Genomic DNA, 20746 nt, shown 5'->3' with positions numbered 1-20746 from the left:
AGGAACCTTGCACCTACTAGCACGACGCGGTATTTCGGTCATCCGGAAGCCGTTATGCTGCACCTCAACGCAGAAGAAAAATGATGCTTGAGAATCCGATTGATCAAAGCGCCGCTTGGCTGCTGGTACTGCAGCAGCGCCTGCGCAAGCTTGGAGGAGGTGTCCAGCGCCAGCATCTGCGAGCCCTTGAGATAGGACTTGGTCTCGTCGAGCTCCTTCTGCGTCGGGCCCTCCTCGGCGATGCGGCGCACCTCCTTCTCGATGGCATCGATGGTGTCGCCGGCGCGGTCGGCGCGCGTGCCTGTGTTGCCGATGAAGACCGCCGAATGCTCCATCCATAGCAGGGACTCGAACACCGAATAGGCCAGCCCGCGCTTCTCCCGGACCTCGCGATAGAGCCGGGAGGACAATCCGCCGCCGCCGAGGATGTGGTTGACGACATAGGCCGCCATGAAGTTCGGATCGCTGCGCTTCACGCCGGGGCCGCCGAAGGTGATCACCGTTTGCGGCACGTCGAGCGCCACGAAGGCGCGCTGCGGCGGTTTGGCGGCCTCGATGTCGGGCACCGGCACGAGGTTGGCCTTGGCGGGGAGCGCGCCGAAGGTCTGGTCGAGCAGCTTGCCGAGCGTGGCCGGATCGACGTCACCGACCACCGCGATCTTCAGTCCGTCCTTGGCAAGCACGCGGCCGACATAGTCCTTCATGTCGGCGACCGTGATGGTCGGCACGCTGTCGAGGTTGCCGTTGGTCTGCCGGGCATAGGGATGATCGCCGAAGGCGACCTCCAGGAATTTGCGGCTCGCCAGCGATGATGGATTGGTGGTCTCGCGGCGCAGCCCCGAGATCACCTGGGAGCGGATGCGCTCGACGTCGGCGGCCTCGAAATGCGGCGAGGTCAAAGCCATCCTGAGCAGGTCGAAGGCCTCGTCCTTGTTGTCGCGCAGCATGCGCAGGCTGCCGCGGAAGCTATCGCGGGTGGCGCTGAAGGACAGCTCGATGGCGCGGCGGTCCAGACGTTCGTGGAACGTCTTGGAGTCGAGATCGCCGGAGCCTTCGTCGAGGAGGTCGCCGACCAGATTGGCGACCCCCGATTTGTCCGTGGGATCCTGGCCCGAGCCGCCGGCAAAGGAATATTCCATGGCGATCAGCGGCACGGTCGCGTCCTGCACGAACCAGGACTCGATGCCGCCCGGCGAGATCAGGTGCTGGATCTTTGCGGCCGCCTGTGACGGCGAGATCGTAGCCAGCGCGAGCACCGCGCCGGTGGCAACGGACAATGCGACGCGCCGCGCGCGCGAGAAAGCAAAAGGATAGGTCACGAACGCTTCTCCTCGCGCTTGGTGCTAGCTGTGTCCTTGATCAGATAGCCCGTTACCGAGCGCTTCTTCTCGAGCCATTTCTGTGCGACAGCGCGCACCTGTTCGGCGGTGACCGCGCGAATGCGGTCCGGCCAGCTTCTGATGTCCTCGATCGACAGGCCCGTGGTCAGCGCGCCGCCATACCAGCGCGCCAGCACCGCCTGGTTGTCCTGGGCGTAGATCGCTTCCGCGATGAGCTGGGTCTTGACCCGCTCCAGGTCTTCGGCGCGAACCGGGTTCTGCGCGAGGTCGGCGATGACGCCGTCGACGACCTGCTCGACCTCGACGAAGCTGACGCCGGCTTTCGGCGCGGCCGAGACCGCGAACTGGGTCGGATCGAGCGAGATGCTTGAATAGCTAGCGTTGGCGGAGACGGCGAGCGGCTTGTCGACGACGAGGGCGCGGTAGAGATAGGAATTGCTGCCGCTGCCCATCAACTGCGCCAGCACGTCGAGGGCGGCGCTCTCGCCGGCTGCGGCGGTCGCGGCCGAGGGCACCAGATAGTAGCGCCGCACGCTGGGTTGCTCGACGCGCGGATCCGACAGCGTGACGGTGCGCGGCGCGGCCGCCTGCGGGCGGATGCGCCGCGCCGGGATCGCCGGCTGGGCGGCAATCGGCCCGAAATTGCGCTCGACCAGCGGACGGATTTCGGCGGCCTCGACGTCGCCGGCGATGACCAGGATCGCGTTGTTGGGCGCGTAGAAGCGGCGGTAGAAGGCGAGCGCATCTTCGCGATCGAGCTTCTCGATCTCCTGGTGCCAGCCGATCACGGGCCGGCCGTAGGGATGGTTGAGATAGAGCGCGGCCATTATCTGCTCGTTCAGCCGCGCGTCGGGATTGTTGGCGACGCGCATGTTGTACTCTTCGAGCACGATGTCGCGTTCCGGCAGCACGTTCTCGTCCTTGAGGATCAGGCCGGTCATGCGGTCGGCCTCGAACTCCATCATGGTCGGCAGCTGCTCGCGCGGCACGCGCTGGTAGTAGTTGGTGTAGTCGACCGAGGTGGAGGCGTTCTCGTTGCCGCCGACGCGAAGCACGGTCTGGGAGAATTCGCCGACCGGGTGCTTGTCCGTGCCCTTGAACATCAGGTGCTCGAGGAAGTGCGCGAGCCCGGACTTGCCCGGCGTCTCGTCCGCCGAACCGACCTTGTACCAGATCATCTCCGTGACCACGGGCGTGCGGTGGTCCGGGATCACCACGACTTGCAGGCCGTTCTGAAGTATGAAGCTCGCTGGTCGTTCGCGGGTGGGTGTGATCTAGGCAAGAACGCTCCTGTTCACAGGAGCGCCCCGGGAGCTAGGATCCCGGCCATTTTCCGTTTTGGACTCGACCGCCAGCGCTGTACGCGTGATCAAAGCCAGGGCAAAAGTGGCCGTGCCTAGCACCTTGATTGTCAGGGACCTGGAATTCTTCATGTCATGGCCTTTGGTCGGTAGAGATCCACGTTCTGCAGCGGACATCGCGACAAAGCAGGTGAGCCGCACGCCGTTGGCAAGCAGCGGAGCAAATGTCGGGCCGATCGCCTGACACTTCTGCGCACGGGCCGCTACGCGGCCAACTGCACGCAAGCGAAGCGCAACGCGTGTCTCCTCTCCGAAAGCCAACCCGCATTTGTTTGGTATCCGCCGATATGTTGCGAACACGACATTGCACACGACCTCGCACGACAACTCGCCGCCTCGCCGCTGCCCCACTTTTCTGAGCATCCCTACACGACTTGATCTCCGTAGGGCTTGAACGGCTCGTAGGGAGCGCACCAACGCTATTAAGAAAGGATTACCATGCCTGTTAACCTGCATGGCTTTGTCGCGCGTCAGGACACGAGCCCCAACAGGTCGAGGAACTGACGACCTAGCTGAGCGGGATCATCGAGCAGCTCGGCGGCGACATCACCAGTGAATTGGAGCGTGCGCACCAGCTCACTAATCCGGAGGTTTCGATGAATTCTCTTCGGGTCCAAGCCGCGCCATCCGGGCATGCTTTAGACGGGGGTGCGGCCCTGTCCACAGGCGATCCGCATGATAGACGATATGGACGCAGTGCCCGCGATCCCAGCGGCGGCATAGCCCTCGCGGTGGGCAACGGCGCCTTTGAAGATAGATGATGGCGATCGTGCGGGTAGGCACGGCCCAGTCGCCGTCTTCAAGATAGGTAGTCGTCCATGAAGAATACGGATTTCAGCTTGAGACGAGCTGAAGTCGGATGATGAGCTGGGCGAGGATTGGCGCAACAAAAGCTGGAGCCCGCCGGAAGTTGTAACCGGCGGCGGCGAGGACGGCATTGGCGGCATCGCCATTAAGCAGTTCGTCGATCGAGGTAACGAACAGCACACTCGACGAACTGCTGTCAGTTGAGGAAAGCGAAGATTCCCTGCAGGGCGAAGCCGCCGCGCAAGTACGCGACTTTTCTTCCGCAACATCGACGACACGCCAAGAGCCCACCGCGTTGTTGCCTGGCAACAGCTCCGCGATCTGCACTGCGTTCAGCGCCGCGCCCTTGAGCAGCTGATCCGCCGCCACGAACATCGAGATCGAATGGCCGGAGGGATCGCTGAGGTCCTTGCGGATGCGGCCGACCAGGACGTCGTCCTGACCCGAGGCGTCGATCGGCATCGGGAAGTTGTTCTTGGCACGGTCGTCGACGATCTTCACGCCGGGTGCCTGCGCCATGATGGCGCGGACCTGGTCCTCGGTGATTGGCTTTTCGCATTCGAAGGTGATGGCCTCGCAATGGGCGCGCAGCACCGGCACGCGGACGCAGGTGACACCGATGGCGATAGTCTCGTCCTCGAAGATCTTGCGGGTCTCGTTGATGACCTTGGTCTCCTCATCATTGTAGCCGGTCTCGGGATCGACCGCGGTGTTGTGGTTGAAGAGGTTGAAGGCATAGGGGTGCGGCATCACCTTGGGCGTATAGACCTGCCCGTTGAGATTGGCGCGGGTGGACTCGACAAGCTCGTCCATTGCGGCGGCGCCGGCGCCGCTCGCGGCCTGATAGGTCGAGATGATCACGCGCCTGATGCGGTTGGTCTGGTGGATCGGCCATAGCGGCACCAGCGCCGTGATGGCGGCGCAGTTCGGGTTGGCGATGATGCCCTTGTGGTCGCGGATGCGGTTCGCATTGATCTCGGGGATTACCAGCGGCACGTTCGGGTCCATCCGGAAGGCGGAGGAGTTGTCGACGACGACGGCCCCCGCCTTGACGGCGATCGGCGCGTACTTCTTGGAGATGCTGCCGCCGGCGGAGAACAGGGCGATGTCGACGCCTTCGAAGGCGCGTTCGGTCAGCTCCTCGATGACGACGTCTTGCCCGCGGAACGACACCGTCTTGCCGGCCGAGCGGGCGCTGGCCAGCGCCTTGAGCTTGCCGACGCGAAAGCCGCGCTTGTCCATGGTGGCGATGAATTCGGCGCCCACCGCACCGGTGACGCCGACAATCGCGACGACGGGATCGTTACTCACATTCTCCTCCATTCAAGTTGAGCATGATCTTGTCGGAAAACCGGATTCCACTTTTCCGGATCATGCTGTGAGCTGAAGACAACAAAAACGCCCCGGACCAACGAGGGCGGGGCTTCGGTAGAGTGGATTGCGTTCTAGTCGACGACTACACGCGCACGCCTCCCCGGGCCCCGAAGGCCGTGGTGGTTTTGGTCATGCGTTTGGTGGTCGCGAACATGGCGGCGACTTATGCGGGAGAGTTGTCCCAAAACTTGATGTTGAAGAGCCACGGATGGTTTGAAGCATTCGAGATCGGACATTCTCAAGTCGCCTTCAGCATTGTCTGAACCCGGCCACCTTCTTTAAGGGACAACAAGTTCTGTTCAGGTCTATCGTAGCCTAACTGGATCAACATCTGCGGCGGCGCAACCGCAATAAGACTGTCAGATCGAACCTCGATCCTGCTTGCATTTAAGTTCTTCGGGGCTGTTTGTGCTGGCAAGGCGAACATAACTGCGTGAGTAATGCTCGATGTGAGTTGCCGATTGATAGTTTCGAGCCACCAAACCGAGCATGTAAAACGGCCAGCGACACCCCTGAATACAAGCAGTAACCAGACACCCAGCGAAGACGGGCCGCAGGGCGTCGCATCACTCGTTGTGGGCTAGGTTTTCCTTGTGACCTGCGTGTCGCAATCGCCCAAATGATCCTAGACGTTCTGCCGGTCGCGAGCGCTTCGAAGGCGCTTAGATAGCCCCGATCGTGCACCTCCGATTAACGTCTCTCTTCATGTCTCCTCCTGCGGCTGCACTTTGGGAGCTCCAGGAGACTTTTCCTGCGAAATCGAACAAGACCCGCTGCAACAAACCTTCTCGCCCCTGTAGTTGGCCAAGGTCTGGAGCAACTGCGGCATATAATACTTTTTCGCACCTTCCCTCATATCGTCCGGCATTGCTTTCGGATGGTCTAGCCATGTCATTGCCCGCTCGATCAGCTCGATCGCGCGTTGGTTGTCACCACTCTCGTAGTAATACTGAGCGACCACCCTATAAGAAGAGAAGTTGAGGCCGCCGCTGGCTTGCGCTGAATTAAGGATATGTTCCGACACATCCCTGCCGATCGCGAAGCGTTCCGCACGCGGAAGGTGGGCCTTATCGTTCTCCGGATCAAAGAGTTGCGTCATCACGACAATCAGCCCACGCACAGCCTCTGACTGTTTCTCAATCGCATCTCGGACCAGTTGGCGTAAGACCTGGAACCCGGTCGCCGTGTCGCGCATTTTGTGAAGCAACAGATCCGCATGAATCTCGCGGAGATTGAGATTGTCCGGCATCGCGGCAATGCCCTCTTCGATCGCTGATAGCGCTGTCGGCCAATCATTTGCTTCCATCGCCGGTCGAATTGTCCGGCGCATTGACAATTCGCGCGCTAGGCGTTGGTCTTTCGCAATTCGTTTCGCATCAGCGGCTTTAGCTTGATAGCTGCCGCGCCAAGTGCCGTTGATAATTTTCGGCAAGACGTCGTCGATTTGGATCGGATGACCGATAAAGGCAATGTGGCCGTCGCGGTCGACGACGAACGATGTCGGAACCCCAAGAGAAGAGCTGGCATCCATCCAAAGCTTGTTCATTTCGCCTGTACTGTCGAACCCGATTCGATAGTTCAGATTTGAGAATTTTTCAGTCAACCATGCGTCCAACTTGGTGCGAGCCTCATCCGCCGTTGGTGCTTGTTCGCTAGCTGCGACTCCGACGACCTCAAGCCCCTCGTCTTGGTATTTTGCTTGCAGCTCTATCAGATGTGGCATCGCCCTCACACATGGGCCGCACCAACTTGCCCAAAATTCGACAATGTACACTTTCCCTGGCTGGAAGTTCGTGAGGGGCTCGCCACGCAGCCAGTTCTCGACTTTGAGCGAAGGAGCCGGGGACGCCATGCACAGCACCATGATTTTCTCCAAAGTTACTTGCTGCGCGACCTTGTCGCTTCACCTGAGTTAGCAATCACCGTGCCAGGCTGTCCGCGCCCACTGAGTACATGATAAAGCTTTGAAAAACATCCACACGACCAGTAGGGTCCCCTGTATGTAACCTGACATGCTTTGCGTCGGTGTCAGATTTCGGGCACACATCGCGCCCTTCGTGCCGCCAAAACATTGTCATGCGAATGCGCATCCGTGAGCCGCGCTGCGCCAATAGGCGGCGCGTGAGAAACCGGATGATGCCCGCTGACCGACAAATTGCAAGCGTGCGGACGTGGGGTCGCAAAGAACAACAGCGGTCAGCATCGGACACGGCACCAGCTTTCCGAACCGGGCTGCAAAGCTGCCTGTTCGGCGCGGTCCAGATGACCACGGAAGCCGATGACCTCGTGCGCGAGCTGCTCCGTCGGAATCGCAGGCGCGAAAGCCGGTGCGAGCCCTGCTTGAACATAGGAAGCCAAGTCTACCTCGCCAAAGCGGCGCAGTTACTCCCGTCGCCATGTTGATTTCCCCGCATTCCGGTTTCAACCAGTCGCGGGAGATGGTACTGACAGCCTCGGGGCCACCTCCGCACATCCGCTGCACGATTGTGTGGCCAGGACAACTTGCGAGCGACGTCCTTCGCATTGGTGTCGGCAATACCGCTGGGGCAAAGGCGTGGCATCTTGCGATGGCGCGGCGCGATCCGTCGCTGCCTGCGGCCATCAAGGATCGGATGGGTGGCGATCAGGGTGCCGTCTTCGAAGATCTGCATCTCGTTGGCGAGCGTGTGCACCTCGACGATCCGCTTCCGGGTGGCGTCGGGAACGCTATAGAGATTGCCGCCGACGCTCACCATCCCTTCATGGGAGACCCGCCGCTCCAATTTGAGCACCGAGCGGAATGATGCCAGCGGCAAGGGGCCTAGGTGTGGCTTCTCCGTCGCAAAGGCTTCGTTGACTACGCATTGGGTGGTGGCGTGCACGCGCGGATTAGCGACCGTATCGAGCCAATGCCGCAGCTAGGCGTTCAGATCGTCGAGATTGCGGAACGAGCGGGCGAGGAAGAAGTCCTCGCGGATATACCGGAACGGCCGCTCGACCTTGCCTTTGGTCTTGGCCCGGTAAGGGCGGCAGGCCCTGGGCTGGAAGCCGTAATGCCGGGCAAAATCGATGAGCGCGCGATTGTAGACAATGCTGCCACCTCCTTCGCCGATCACCGCCGTCTTCATGCGGTCGTAGAGGATCTCCTTGGGAACGCCGCGCCTCAAAGGCTGCCATGTGACAGCGCAGGACCGTCTGCATGTCCTGGTGGAGGACGAACCGGGCCCAGATCAACCGGCTATGTCCGAGCACGAAGGAGAACAACCACACGATCCGCGTCACCGAGGGCTCGTCGGTAAAGACGACCTGGAAGTGAGCAAAGTCGACCTGAGCCTGGTCTCCTGGCGGCGTCTCGAAGCGAACCTCGAATACCGGCAATGGCGTTGGCTGCAGTTCACGAAGCAAATCCGTGACGGCGGTATAACGCCGGCGTAACCGCGCTCGCGCAGCTCCCGCCACAGTCGCTGGCCGGTCAGGCCGGGGTAGGCCGTGACGCGCTCTCGCAATACGGCACGAACGGTTCAATCAGTCGCGAACGCGGCTTGCGAGGTCCGTACACTGGAGGCTCCAGGCCGCGGGCGATCGTTCGGCGAACCGTCTTCCGGTCGAGGCCCAATTCGCGGGCGATCACCGGTGATCCGGCCATCGACCCCGACGGAGCGGCATCGTCTCGCATAACGACGATGCTCATGCTGCCTTCGTGTTTAGGGAACACACTCGGCCTCCGCGAACATCCACCTTTCGAGGCTCATTCCCGCACCCCGCATGGCTCCTACATTTCAGACCCCGCGTTGCCGCGACGCCCGCAAGACTCGGTCCCGGCCTGCCTGCTTCGGTCTTGGCCGGATGGGACTTCCACCCACAAGCATTCATTAGCTTGGCATGATGTACTCCCCGGTGGTGGTGTAGCTCGGTAGAGCAAAGCCGCCCGGACGCGCGCCCCCAATAGCGCCGTAGCGGGCGGGCGGCTTTGCGGTGGTCACCGGCAGTTCTCCGGTAGGACCGGGTTGCGACACCCCAACCGAGGAACCAGTCCCGGACTTGATCCGGGATGACCGATGATATGATGAACCTGCGCACGCTCGTGGAGAAGACCCCTGATGCCGATCTGTTGCGTGAGATGATCGGCTTTGCGGCCCAGCGCCTGATGGAGCTGGAAGTCGAAAGCCAGACCGGGGCAGCTTACGGCGAGAAGAGCCCCGAGCCCCTGGCCCAGCGCAACGGTTACCGCGACCGGATTTGGGAAACCCGCGCCGGCGCGGTCGAACTGCGCATTCCCAAGCTGCGCAAGGGCTCCTACTTCCCGGGCTTCCTGGAGCCGCGCCGCGTGGCCGAGAAGGCGCTCACCGCCGTGGTGCAGGAGGCTTATGTGCAGGGCGTCTCGACCCGTTCGGTGGACGATTTGGTGCAGGCCATGGGCATGACCGGCATCTCCAAGAGCCAGGTGAGCCCGGCTCTGTGGCGAGATCGACGACAAAGTGAAGGCCTTCCGCGCCCGCCCGATCGAGGGCGACTGGCCGTATCTGTGGATCGACGCCACCTCTGTGAAGGTGCGGCAGAATGGCCGCATTGTGTCTGTCGCGGTGATTGTCGCAGTCGGCGTCAACGGCGACGGCCGGCGCGAGGTGCTCGGCATGGACATCGGGCCGTCCGAGGCCGCGACGTTCTGGACGGCGTTCCTGCGCAAGCTCGGCCGCCGCGGCCTGCGCGGCGTCAAGCTCGTCGTGTCCGATGCCCACGAGGGTATCAAGGCCAGCATGGCCAAGGTGCTCAACGCCAGCTGGCAGCGCTGCCGCGTCCACTTCATGCGCAACGCATTGGCGCATGCCGGCAACGGCGGGCGGCGCGTCGTCTCAGCCTTCATCGCCACTGCGTTTGCCCAGGACGATGCCGAGGCCGCAACTGCGCAATGGCGCAAGCTCGCCGATCAACTCCGCCCCAAGCGGCCAAAGCTTGCCGGCTTCCTCGACGAGGCTGAGACCGATGTGCTTGCCTACATGACGTTCCCGCCGCAGCATCGGACCAAGCTGCACTCCACGGATGAGATGGACAAGCGATTTTTTCCTGCCGAGCCGAGGATTGCGAAAATCCTGCAAGTCCATTCTTTTGTTCGGCCGCGCGGCGGGTCATTCTTCCGTCCCGGCCACCGATCTCGCAGCCGGCGCGCGCAGGGGCGGTCAAGGCTGGCCGCATTTGCGGCCACCGCAAGGCTTGGCCTTGACCGGCCCGAGCACGGTGGCAGGCTGCGTGGAACGGGACTGGCCAGCTCGGCTGGAAGTTGCTGTCAGCCGCGATTATGTTTGTGGGGCGCGGGCGACCTCGTGGCGAAGCGTGACGTGTCGGCTGCAAGCGTCACCGGACTGCCTATTTTGTCTTGCCGAACTGAGGCGCCCGCGCCCCGGCCTTTGGCCGCCCGCGGTTTCCATTGCGACACGAATCGCTCGTAGCTTTGCTCCGCCTGGGCGGCAATCAACATCTCTTGGTCGCGCAGCGCCTTGATGTTGTAGGCATAGGCTGGTCCACGCCGGCTGCCTTTCTGTTGCGGATGTCCGGCCTGAAGTAGCATCGCGCGGGTCTTGTTGGCGACCAGCGCTGGGCGCGCCCACAGGTAATCTTCGCCGAAATGCCAGCAGAGCACAGCGAGTTTGCGAGCCACGGCCACCGCGGCGATCTGATGGCCGCGCCGCGCGCGAATGCGCACGAAAAACGCATGCAGTGGACCGGCCGCCTTGGCCGCTGCCCAGGCCGCCTCGACCAGCATGGCGCGCGCGTGACTGCGGCCGATCTTGCTGATGCGGCCGTGGTGGGCCGCTCCCAGTCCCGACTGCCGCACCCGCGGGTTCAGCCCGAAATAGCTCACCAGCTTCTGCGGGCTGTCGAACCGGCTGATGTCGCCGATCGCCGCCATGATGCCGGCGGCGACCGCCAGATTGACGCCGGTGATCGTCATCAATCGGTTGACCGCGGAATCCTCGATTGCGTCCTGCGCGATCTCGCGGTCGAGCAGGGCCAGGTCTTCCGCCAGCCGGTCGAACTCACGGACGTGCCGATCGATGGCCGCGCGCTCATCGTCCGGCAGCTGTTGAGTAGCCAACTACGCCCGGCCGCGGGCGTTGAAAAGATCGGCATGCGGGCACTTCCGGATCAGGTGTGCGTGCAGGATCGAATGCACCTCGTTCTTGAGCCGCGTACGATGTCGAACGACCTGGTAGCGCCGCGCCACCAGTCTGCGCTTGCGTTCGGTCTCCGCGTCAGGCGTCCAGATCTGCGGCAGGTATCCCGCCGCCTGCAGACTGGCGAGCGTGCCGGCATCGATCTTATCGGTCTTGACGTGAGCCTGGGCGATCGCCTTCACTTGCAATGGATTGGCGATAATCACCCGCGCCGCGAACGGTGCCAGAACCCGCGATACCGCCATGCTGTTGCCGGTCGCTTCGACCACCACCTCATCACTGGCCAGCAGGGTCTTGCTAAATCCCTCCAACGCAGTCCGCGTCATATCAATGCGGCCGACAACTACGGATTCGCGCTCTCAGCGCAACCGGGCGAGTCGCAGAGGCGGCCAGCTACTAACTCGAGCTCGCGGCTCATCGTATGCATCGGCCTGCCCGCACCTTCGTGCTCCCGGTGCCTCTGTCCCGATGGTCGCACCATACGCCACGGTGTAGAATACCGCAGCCGAACGTTGGCACCGAGAGATCTCATACCGGTTACCAATCCCATTGAACGCCTCAACGGCGAGATCAAGCGGCGCACCGAGGTGGTCGGCATCTTCCCCAACGAGGATGCCATCGTCCGCCTCATCGGCGCGATCCTGCTCGAACAGAACGATGAGTGGGCGGTCCAGCGCGCCCCGCTGCATGACACTGGAAACCATCGCGCCGTTGAGCGATGATCCGACCGTCAGCCTTCCGGCTATCGCCAGCTGACCTGCCCGGCTCCGGCCGGTGAACCCGGTGCCCCGCCGCCAGCTACACCACGCCACGGGACACGATCGAACGCACGACTTTCAGGGTCTCGAATCTGCTGTTTCGTGCACTGCGCTCGGGAGCCACAACGTGTCGGATGGAAGCACGTCGACGCCGCTCATTTCCAGACGACTACAACCGGCAAACCGTCGATCTGGTCGCATCGAGCGGCCGCTCGATCGCATCGGAGGAGGGAACTTGGCCTGCGCGATTCCGCGCTACGGCGCTGGGTGGAACGACGTGGGCCGGGCTGGAGCTGACCGCGGCGGCGCGGTGCCCCACAACGCAGGCGACGCTGCCGTCGACAGACCACGCAGCGGAGATTGCTTGTTTGCAGCGAGAGACCGAGCGGTTGCGCATGGAGCGCGACATTTTAACAGGTCAATGTGCTGGGCGCCGAGCGTCGACGGCGATGAAGTTACGATGAGAAGGCTCGCCTTGTCGAAGAGACCTTGCAGGCTGGCCAGACGGTCTGCGGCATCGCGCGCTGGCACGGGTGGCTCACAGCCTGTTGTTCACTTGAAGCCGACAAGCGCGCCAGGGTCGGCTGGACGGCGATTCCGTGCCAGCTCTCGTTCCCTTCGAGATCACGCCGGTGGCGGCTCCGATCTCGATCGACGCGCCACAATCGGCCTCTTCCCTGCCTGCGCAGCGTGCAAGAGCTGGAATCATCGAGATCGAGCTTGGCGGCGGCTGTCGCGTCGCGTTGCCCGTGACGGGGACGTTGAGGCGCTGTAGTGAGTTCTTGAGCTGCTGCGGCGACGATGATCCAGATTCCGAGCCGCGTCAGGGTTTGGATCGCCACTAGCCACACCGACATGCGTCCCAGCATGCGAAGTCTGACTCTTACAGTTCAGGAGAATCTAAGCGCGATCCGCACGCTGGCGATCTCAACATCTTCCGGGAACGCCGCGGCGATCTGGTCAAGATCCTCTAGCATGACGCAATAGGCATATCGCGGCAAGTTCATCTGGCCCTCCGCGTCGGCCGGCGCGGTATCGATCTCAGCGGCGGTCTCCTGTAATCCGCGAGCTCGCGACTTCGCGCACGAGACTATGCGGGTCATCGACGAGGCTAAGGATCTCAGTCACTGGCGCACGGCTTGCGACCTCGTAGCGGATGCGCCAGTCAGGATCGTGCCGCAGCAGCGGCACAAGCTGCACAGATAGTCGTCGGGCGATCTCCAGTCTTACCGACGCCTCACGATCGTCGATCATGCGGAGCAACCATTCATTTGGAATGCGCTGTGCCACAACACGGCGGACCTCGGCTTCCTCGTCGTCCACCATTCGGCGGAGCAGCATAGGCTCGATCCGGCTCGCGACGACAAGGCGAACATAGTAATATTCGTCTGAGGCCATGGGTAGCAATTCTTCACCGTCGAACAGGGTCGCGACCCGCTTCCTCAGCTCGGGATGCGGATGCTTCCGCAATTGCAACGCGTAGCGTCTAGGCAGGCGAACCATCGCATTCCATTGCACTTTTTCATTGGGATCATCGATCAGCCGCAGCAGCAGAAAGACATTGGCAGACTTCGCCGCGATTGCCCTTACCTCAGAATGCGGATGGCTGAGATAGCCGTCGGCGAGATCCGGATTCCATTCGAAGAACCTCTCGATGCTGGGGGGACAACGGTCGTTGACGCAGGCGTGCTTGAGTCGACACCCGCCGGTTTCGCTCAGTGGGAGATGCTCGCACGATGCGCAGTCAAGCCGGTTGCCTTCCCAGTCAAGAGCCTCGTCAATATTATCAACCATAGTCCTGCCCACTTAGGTCAGGCACGCGCAGCAACGACTTGGGTCCAAATTTTGTCGCAGGTAGCGAGCTCCAGAAGTTTTCCGAGCGCCAGCCCCGCGCCTGCATCTGAATGGTCTGATCGTAGAAGCCGACCGTCCCGTCGATAGAGCCGCCGACCAGCCCCCGCAGAGTCTTTGAGCCACCGGCTTGGAAGTTCTCAACGATAACGTTGAGACCATCGTCCCTAAAGGACCCAAGCTTCACGCCAAGCTCGACAGGCATATACTGAGCATCCGGGACTCCACCTCGATCGCTAATTGGGCCACCTCGGGCTCGGCGGCATGCTCCGAAATGACCGGCAAGCGGTAGCGCTATGACCAGCATCAGTCGTGTCAAAACGTGCATCCGAGCTTCCGTGACTGTTCAGAGAGCGTTACGAACAGGCTTCATGGGCAGGCGCGGGCCGCCAGACCAGGAGCCGCTTTCCGCGCGGTCCACGATGGCGTCGAGGACAACAACAAAGGCGGAAAGGACGATGATTCCTGCGAACACTCCGGTCGCATCGAGGATACCCTCGGCCTGCGCAGTCAGATGCCCCAATTCTGCGGACGAGCCGGAGATACTCGGCAACCACCGCTCCATGACGGCCATGCCGACGGACACCCGCAGGCCCGACAGAATCCATGTGGTTGCGGACGGCAGGTGCACGTGGCGCAGCAGGGAGGACTTCGATGCGCGCAGCAGGCGTTCATTCGCTAGCACGACCGGACTAACCTCGCGCACGCCCTGAAACGTGTTGAAGAATGCTACGAAAAGAACCAGCGTCGCGCCGAGCGCGACTTTGGAGGTGAGCCCCAATCCGAACCATATGACGAAAATGCGTCCGAGCACAATCCGCGGATCTCATACGAGGACAGCCTGGCTAAAATGGAGCCGGTGAAAACCCGCCGGCTGGGCTTCGATATTGAAGATCGCGCCGTACAGGTCGTTCGGCTCGATGCCAGATCTCCCGAGCTACCTTTGTCTCTGACAAACCAACCCTGTTCGTAGCGAAGAAAGTCGGTTTAAGCAGCTGGCACGTGGGTCTGACAGTTTGTCGGGCAGACCCGGGCGCAGGCGCTGCAGCCGATGCAGGCCCCCTCGTCCTTCATCACCATGACCTTCTTTTCGATCTCATCGTCATCCTCATCGAGATCGATCATCTCGCCGTCCTCGCTCAGGCCCTTCAGCGTCATGACCTCACGGCCGCAAACCTTATAGCAGCGGCCGCAGCCGATGCACTTCTTGGGATCGATAGAAACCAGGTAGTCCGGCCTCCAATTGCGACCATCGCGGGTTCTGCATGACATGGCTTAAGATCCGTTATGTTTTGTCCAGCGCCTGGAGATATTGGCGCTTGCTTTCGAGCTCGCTGAAGGCAGCGTGGGCTTTCTGGGCTACGTTCAGGATCGAGGACCAGTTGACCGGCAGCTCCTCGGAGAGGTCGTGGAGATCCATCTTGGCTTGGGTCGCCTTGGCCGACAGCTTCTTTATTTCCGCTTTGAGGCTTTCAACATCGCTCATGCTCGCCTCAATAATTCGCCACTTCCGGGAACTTACGGATCATCTCGACGCCACTGTTGACGAATTTGTCGCCTTGATCGGCGAGATCATAGAGATGGTCGAAACCAAAGCGATGCACATCGCGCAGCTGCTTGCTCACGACAACCAGCCGGCCGCCGATCAGCACGATCCGACCGAACCCTTCGTGATGCATCTTCAGCATTGGCGAGATCATTACACCGGTCGCCTTCTCGATCGAGAGCGCAACGGCGTCAAAGAACAGCTCCAGCCGCCATGTCGTGTCGGAGTCGGGATTGCCGACGATCGGCAGCGCACGGCGCTTGCGCTTGTCGAGAACGTAGGGTTCGAGCAGCTCGAGATCCTTCTTGCCCTCCCAGGCGCCGTGGGTGTCCTGGGCGCGCCAGATCTTGATGAGCTCTTTTAGAAATGAACTCTCCGCGGCGGCGGCTGGACTGACTTCAGACGGGTCGGCCATCTTTGTTCCTTCAGGCTTCGAAATCCACCGTACGTTCCGGGTTTTTGCTGAGCAGCTTCCGCAGCCAGGGCGGCGGCGAGCCCTTCAGCACGGTTTCGAGTTTGATGCAAAGGTCGTCGATGGGCTCTGGTTGCAGCACCTTCATCGGATGGACCTTGCTCGCGACGACTCGCGCAGCACCCGAGCCGCCGATCGCCGCAACATAGAGGATTGCGCAGTTCCTGATCGCCTCGATCTTCGGCGCGAGCTTATCCTCATTACCGTCTTCCGTGAGGTCACCGTCGAACTGGATCGCCTCAATAAACTGATGCCCGTCCGGGCCGACCTCGTAGATCGCGATGTTCTTGGCCCAGCCGAAGTGCGCATCGACATGCTTCAAGTCCTGAGTGGCGAATGCAACTTTCATCCGTGTTGTTTTCTCTCCTTGCTCAATGCAACTGTGGCGGATCGACCTGCAGGTCACCGCTGGTGGATCGCCAGGTGTCGGGCGTCGGCCCATGGTTGGTTTCGCGGTCGGTGATGATCAGATTGGCGATGTCAAAGATCAGATCTCGCGTGCCGCGATAGCCAACCGTCGTGAGGTGCGCAGCGCCAAGCCGATCGAACAGCGGAAAGCCCACCCGGAAGAACGGAACATTGAGTCGCGAAGCGGCCTGGCGACCATGTGAATGCGACATCAAGAGGTCGCAGTCACGCGACCTGGCAAGCTCTTCAAGATCCTCCAGATCGCCGATCAGGACGTCCTCGCTCCTGACCCGCTGGAGCACCGGTGAGTTCGTCGTCGTCACCGCAGCCGTTACCTGCGCCCCCATCTCGTGGAGGAAGCTGGAGAGATCGAATAACAAGTCCGGCTCGGCGCCGATCGCGAGCTTGCGGGCGCCGATATGGAAATGGGCATCCAGCATGGCGTCTGCCAGCTGTCCACGCTGCCGGCGATATTTCGAGGGCACCGACCGGCCGCTGATCTGGCTCAGGAACGCGATGAATTCGTCGTTTGGAATAAGACCGCAGAGCCGCTCGAACAGACGGAAAGGCGTGCCTGTCTGCGCCTGCATGGTCTCGGCCGCACGGCGCATTTGCGCGCCGATCGCGATCGTCCAGGCCGCCTGCCCCATGGTCGCGATCTCGTCCACCGCAATGCCGCCGATCGTGGTCGGCGTGAATTCGTCGGGGATGTGGCCGTCCAGCGAACCGGCAAGATCCGGCAGGAAGGAGGGCTTGAGCCCAAAATCCTCAATGATCGTGCGAAGCTCGTCGAGGTCGCCGGGCGTGAGGTGGCAACCAGGTAGCACGTTAACGCGGGAGGCATCGCGCGGTCTCGCTGCGTCGACGGGAGCCACAAGCACCTCGATCATCCGCGCCACTGTCTTGCCCCAGCCATCCTGAAAGGCATCCTTGAAATCCGGGGTCGAGACGTAGACAAGGGGGAGCTTTTCGAGCTGCGGATGCTTCTGTCGGATCAACCGGATGAAGGCTTCGACGTCATCGCCGTTGGTCTCGGTGACGCCAGTCGAATTGATGCCGATGATCTCGGGCTCGACGCGATTGTAGATGTTGAGGATCGCCTGTTCGAGGTTCTCGTGGCCGCCGAGCACGGTGGCAACTTCGCTCATGGCAGTGGTCTGCATCGGCACAGGTTCGTTGAAATGGCGCACGAAGAGTGTCAGCCCGAAGGAGGTGCAACCTTGCGGGCCGTGCAAAAGCGGCATGGCGCCGCGCAGGCCCATGAAGGCAAATGAGCCGCCGATCGGCTGGCTCATCTTGAGCGGATTGACCGAACAGGCTTTCTTCGAGGTAGTGACGATCGCCATGTCGTTCCCCTACTCCGCCGCCTGCAGTGCCGGGGGCTGGAGATCGGAACGAATGTCCTTACAAGCAACGCACAGTCCGCTGGAATTGGTGCACGGCTTGGCGGGCTCGTCGAGGTTCGGGCCATGCGCCGCAATCGCGCTTTCACAATTGCTGGCCTCACTTTGATTGGAGAAACTTATCGCATTGACGCCGTTCTTGCTCACGTCCCGAATTGGATCAGCGGTTTGCGCATGCATCTGCGCAACCGTCCTTGCCTGACGCTTCCGGTCGAACTCATCCCATGGCGCGGCTTGGCGGAGCTGATCCCATATCGGATTGTAGAGCGCTTTCTCGATCTCCTCCATGAGCTTGATAATGCCGACATAGCCCATATAGGCGTGGCAGCGCTCCTGGTTGATATCGAGCCATGGCATCGCCGCCTTTAGTGCGACGAATTGCGACTTGCCGCCGGAGAGCATGATGTCGGCTTTTGCGTCCTTGAGCATCTTATAGATCTCGCGAGGGGACATGTCCTCGATCATATGGGCGTGCTGGCCCATTAATTCCTTGATACGTTCCTTGTCCTTCTTGGTGGATTTCTTCACGGACGTGCCGACCATCTCGAGCCCGGCCTCCTGCAAAGCGGCCACCATCGACCAGGATTTCACACCGCCGGTGATGAGAACAACCCTCTTGCCGGCAAAGCGCGGCTTGAAACGTTCAATCGCAGCCCAGGCCTTGGTCTCTTCGCGTGCGATCAGGGCTTGCGTGCGTTCCATCAGCTCAGCCGGCGCGCCACTTTCGATCAGCATGCGCGCGATCTGGCGGAGTGAATCGCTGGTATCCTCAATACCGTAGAAGGAGCCTTCAAAAAACGGGATGCCGTAGCGCTGCCTCATCTTGCGTGCGACGTTGATCATTGCCCTTGAGCAAACCATCATCGCGGCTTTGGCCCGGTGCGAATAAGCGACCTCGCGATACTTGCCGTCCCCCGAGATGCAGGACAGGATCCGGATTCCGAGCTCATCGAGCAGGGGCTTGATCTGCCAAAGCTCGCCGGACAGATTGTATTCACCGATGATGTTGATATCATACGATGTCGTGTAATCCGGCTCTCCGGTACCGATGACGTGCTCCAGCAGTGCTTCGCCAGCAAGCTTGTTACCAAGGTTCTTCGACCCGACAAATCCCGGTGAATTGATGGGAATGACCGGCTTGCCGAATTTGGCGGAGGCCGCCTTGCAGACCATATCGATGTCGTCACCGATCATTGCGGGCACGCATGTCTGGTAGACGAAGATGGCCTGCGGGTTGTATTTCTCTGTGATCTCCTTCACTGCCCTGTACAGCCGCTTCTCGCCGCCGAAGACGATATCGGTCTCGCTCATATCTGTGGTGAAGCTTCTGCGCCACAGATCGGAGCCGGACGAGACCGAACCACGATTGTCCCAGGAATTGCCCTCACAGGCGATTGGACCATGCACAAGATGGGCGACATCGGTGAAGGGCTGCAGCGCGACTTTGGCGCCATCGAAGGCACATCCGCCGGCGGCGCCGCCCGGCTTGAGCTGCTTGGTGCAACCATTCTTACGCTCGACCTTCGACTTGCTCGCGTTCCTGGCGCAGCCCGGTTCGTTAAAGACGTCCTGTATGGTCGTGAGAAGCGAAGTCATGGTGTCTCTCTCGGGGATGTTAACACACCGCAGACCACAAGGATGACCGGCGGAGAACCTGTGATCCCCGCCGCAGCGCCGCTGTTTCTGCGGACGATGAGGCGGGGAGCTCGCCTTAGCGTATGATGTCGAAGCTGTAGTCTGTCTTGCCAACCGAGCTGGTCTTTCGATCGATCTCATCAAAGATCTTGTCGAGAATCTTGACCAGCACATTCATGCTCCCCTGATAGCCCCACACTGGATAACGATGGTGATGATGGCGATCGAAGATGGGAAAGCCGATGCGGATTAGCGGCGTTCCGGTGTCACGCTCGAGATACTTGCCGTAGGTGTTACCGATCAGGAAATCGACCGGCTCTGTGAACAGGAGCGATCGCATGTGCCAGAGATCCTTGCCTGGGAAGGCGCGGCAGTTTTTACCGAAGGGCGAGCTCGCGAACAGCGCCTGCATCTTCAGCTCCCACGCCTTACTCGCGTTCGTCGACAGCACGTGGGTCGGCTCAGCGCCGAGCTCCAGCAGGAATGCGGCCAAACCATAGCAGAGGTCTGGATCGCCGTAGATCGCGAACTTCTTGCCGTGAACATGCGCGCTGGAATCAGCCATTGCGTCTACCAGACGCCCGCGCTCCTGCTCCAGCGCATTTGGAATTGCCTTGTTGGTGATACGCGACAGTGTCATCAGGAAATCGTCCGTGGCGCTGATGCCCAGCGGGTGATTGAAAGCGACGACCTCCTGATCGTGCCCTTTGATGAAGGACAACGTCTTCTCCGTGCAATATTGCTGCATGGAAATGGTTGCCTTGGCGTGGACGGCGTTCGCGGCATCCTTTAATGTAGTGCCCCCATCATACATGCGGAACTCGCCGTCCGTGGGGGTATCGAAGACGTCACTGTTATCCGCGAGGATGGTGTAGCCGATGCCCATCAGCTCGAAGATACGCTTTATCTCACGGACATTCCCGACAGTGTAGCCGTCGAAGCCACCGATGAAGTTGATCGTGTTGTTCGCTTTGCGCTCGAGTTTTGGGGCCGTGCCGGCTTTGCCATCCCAGAAATGCTCGAGGATGCCCTTGAGCGTGTTGTCGTAGCCAGTAACGTGGCTGCCGACGAACGCAGGAGTGTGAGCGAATGGTACGTCGTAGTCCGCTGGGACTGAACCTTTTTCCTTTGATGTTTTGATGAAGGCATTGAGATCGTCGCCGATGACTTCCGCCATGCAGGTCGTGGCGACCGCGATCATCTTCGGCTTGTACATGTTATAGCTGTTGGCAAGCCCATCGGTAAGATTGTTAAGCCCGCCGAACACGGCCGCGTCTTCCGTCATGGACGAGGAGACGCACGAGGTCGGCTCCTTGAAGTGCCGTGACAGATGGCTGCGATAATACGCGACGCAGCCCTGTGAGCCGTGGACGAACGGCAGTGTGCGCTCGAACCCGAGGGCGGCGAACACCGCACCCAGCGGCTGGCAAGCCTTCGCCGGATTAACGGTTAGCGCCTCGCGGGCGAAGTTCTTCTCGCGGTACTCGGATGTCTTGGACCATTCTTTGATGCGATCGACGTCGGCGGGATCATGCGGATTCTCAAATAGCGCCTTCTTCTTGGCCAGCATCTGCTGGTATTCGTCTCCCCGGAAAAGCTCAGAGTGGTCGAGTATGTGTTCGGCGTTCTGTGTCATCAT

Annotated in this window: 14 protein-coding genes and 5 pseudogenes; 2 read left to right on the top strand and 17 right to left on the bottom strand. The window is 61.1% G+C overall.

The features are described from left to right. Nucleotides 1–38 precede the first annotated feature (38 nt). The 5 genes and pseudogenes from AC0L3U_RS14655 to istA all read right to left on the bottom strand — a co-directional run. Complete coding sequence (locus tag AC0L3U_RS14655) at nt 39–1319, bottom strand: M16 family metallopeptidase (protein ID WP_259217577.1); 1281 nt, start codon at nt 1317–1319, stop codon at nt 39–41. Continuing rightward, complete coding sequence (locus tag AC0L3U_RS14650) at nt 1316–2614, bottom strand: M16 family metallopeptidase (protein ID WP_374762372.1); 1299 nt, start codon at nt 2612–2614, stop codon at nt 1316–1318. The genes AC0L3U_RS14655 and AC0L3U_RS14650 overlap by 4 nt, the downstream gene beginning before the upstream one ends. A 1197-nt stretch (nt 2615–3811) precedes the next feature. Further along, a pseudogene (locus tag AC0L3U_RS14645) lies at nt 3812–4831 on the bottom strand (aspartate-semialdehyde dehydrogenase); the annotation flags it as partial. Nucleotides 4832–5585: 754 nt separating this feature from the next. After that, nucleotides 5586–6746, bottom strand: coding sequence for a TlpA disulfide reductase family protein (locus AC0L3U_RS14640; protein ID WP_219682838.1), 1161 nt, complete (start codon nt 6744–6746; stop codon nt 5586–5588). Nucleotides 6747–7437: 691 nt separating this feature from the next. Further along, nucleotides 7438–8537 (bottom strand): annotated as a pseudogene (istA, locus tag AC0L3U_RS14635) (IS21 family transposase); the annotation flags it as partial. A gap of 375 nt (nt 8538–8912) precedes the next feature. Here istA and AC0L3U_RS14630 point away from each other — a divergent pair. Then, nucleotides 8913–9915 (top strand): annotated as a pseudogene (locus tag AC0L3U_RS14630) (IS256 family transposase); the annotation flags it as partial. 230 nt (nt 9916–10145) lie between these two features. Here the strand turns inward: AC0L3U_RS14630 and AC0L3U_RS14625 are convergent. Both AC0L3U_RS14625 and AC0L3U_RS14620 read right to left on the bottom strand, forming a co-directional pair. Then, nucleotides 10146–10811: a transposase gene (locus AC0L3U_RS14625; RefSeq protein ID WP_473280152.1), complete on the bottom strand. Its 666-nt coding sequence runs from the start codon at nt 10809–10811 to the stop codon at nt 10146–10148. A 144-nt stretch (nt 10812–10955) separates the two neighbouring features. Then, nucleotides 10956–11360: an IS110 family transposase gene (locus tag AC0L3U_RS14620; protein WP_259217579.1), complete on the bottom strand. Its 405-nt coding sequence runs from the start codon at nt 11358–11360 to the stop codon at nt 10956–10958. A 210-nt stretch (nt 11361–11570) separates the two neighbouring features. On the opposite strand from AC0L3U_RS14620, the pseudogene AC0L3U_RS14615 reads away from it, so the two are divergent. Further along, nucleotides 11571–11790 (top strand): annotated as a pseudogene (locus tag AC0L3U_RS14615) (transposase); the annotation flags it as partial. Between the two features lie 1043 nt (nt 11791–12833). On the opposite strand, the gene AC0L3U_RS14610 reads toward AC0L3U_RS14615, so the two are convergent. The 10 genes and pseudogenes from AC0L3U_RS14610 to nifK form a co-directional block, all read right to left on the bottom strand. Further along, nucleotides 12834–13586, bottom strand: coding sequence for a 4Fe4S-binding leucine-rich repeat protein (locus AC0L3U_RS14610; RefSeq protein WP_259217580.1), 753 nt, complete (start codon nt 13584–13586; stop codon nt 12834–12836). After that, on the bottom strand, nt 13579–13848 hold the full coding sequence (locus tag AC0L3U_RS14605; protein WP_374762365.1) for a type 2 periplasmic-binding domain-containing protein: 270 nt from the start codon (nt 13846–13848) through the stop codon (nt 13579–13581). The genes AC0L3U_RS14610 and AC0L3U_RS14605 overlap by 8 nt, the downstream gene beginning before the upstream one ends. A 151-nt stretch (nt 13849–13999) precedes the next feature. After that, nucleotides 14000–14466: pseudogene (locus AC0L3U_RS14600) on the bottom strand (ABC transporter permease); the annotation flags it as partial. Nucleotides 14467–14630: 164 nt separating this feature from the next. Then, nucleotides 14631–14915: a ferredoxin III, nif-specific gene (gene fdxB / locus AC0L3U_RS14595; RefSeq protein ID WP_219682841.1), complete on the bottom strand. Its 285-nt coding sequence runs from the start codon at nt 14913–14915 to the stop codon at nt 14631–14633. A gap of 13 nt (nt 14916–14928) precedes the next feature. Further along, on the bottom strand, nt 14929–15129 hold the full coding sequence (locus AC0L3U_RS14590) for a CCE_0567 family metalloprotein (protein ID WP_219682842.1): 201 nt from the start codon (nt 15127–15129) through the stop codon (nt 14929–14931). Between the two features lie 7 nt (nt 15130–15136). Next, complete coding sequence (locus tag AC0L3U_RS14585; RefSeq protein ID WP_219682843.1) at nt 15137–15604, bottom strand: NifX-associated nitrogen fixation protein; 468 nt, start codon at nt 15602–15604, stop codon at nt 15137–15139. Between the two features lie 10 nt (nt 15605–15614). Then, nucleotides 15615–16010: a nitrogen fixation protein NifX gene (nifX, locus tag AC0L3U_RS14580; RefSeq protein WP_259217585.1), complete on the bottom strand. Its 396-nt coding sequence runs from the start codon at nt 16008–16010 to the stop codon at nt 15615–15617. A gap of 22 nt (nt 16011–16032) precedes the next feature. Continuing rightward, on the bottom strand, nt 16033–17415 hold the full coding sequence (gene nifN / locus AC0L3U_RS14575) for a nitrogenase iron-molybdenum cofactor biosynthesis protein NifN (protein WP_259217586.1): 1383 nt from the start codon (nt 17413–17415) through the stop codon (nt 16033–16035). A 9-nt stretch (nt 17416–17424) separates the two neighbouring features. Beyond that, nucleotides 17425–19068 carry a nitrogenase iron-molybdenum cofactor biosynthesis protein NifE gene (gene nifE, locus AC0L3U_RS14570; RefSeq protein WP_259217587.1) on the bottom strand — a complete coding sequence of 548 codons (1644 nt, stop codon included), beginning with the start codon at nt 19066–19068 and terminating at the stop codon, nt 17425–17427. A gap of 115 nt (nt 19069–19183) precedes the next feature. Beyond that, nucleotides 19184–20743 (bottom strand): nitrogenase molybdenum-iron protein subunit beta, encoded by a 1560-nt coding sequence (gene nifK, locus AC0L3U_RS14565; RefSeq protein WP_219682981.1) that lies wholly within the window; start codon nt 20741–20743, stop codon nt 19184–19186. Nucleotides 20744–20746 lie beyond the last annotated feature (3 nt).

It is taken from the genome of Bradyrhizobium sp. Kon69, assembly GCF_055807515.1.
The sequence above is the reverse complement of the archived record's forward strand: the minus strand, read 5'-3'. Positions and strand labels throughout refer to the sequence as shown.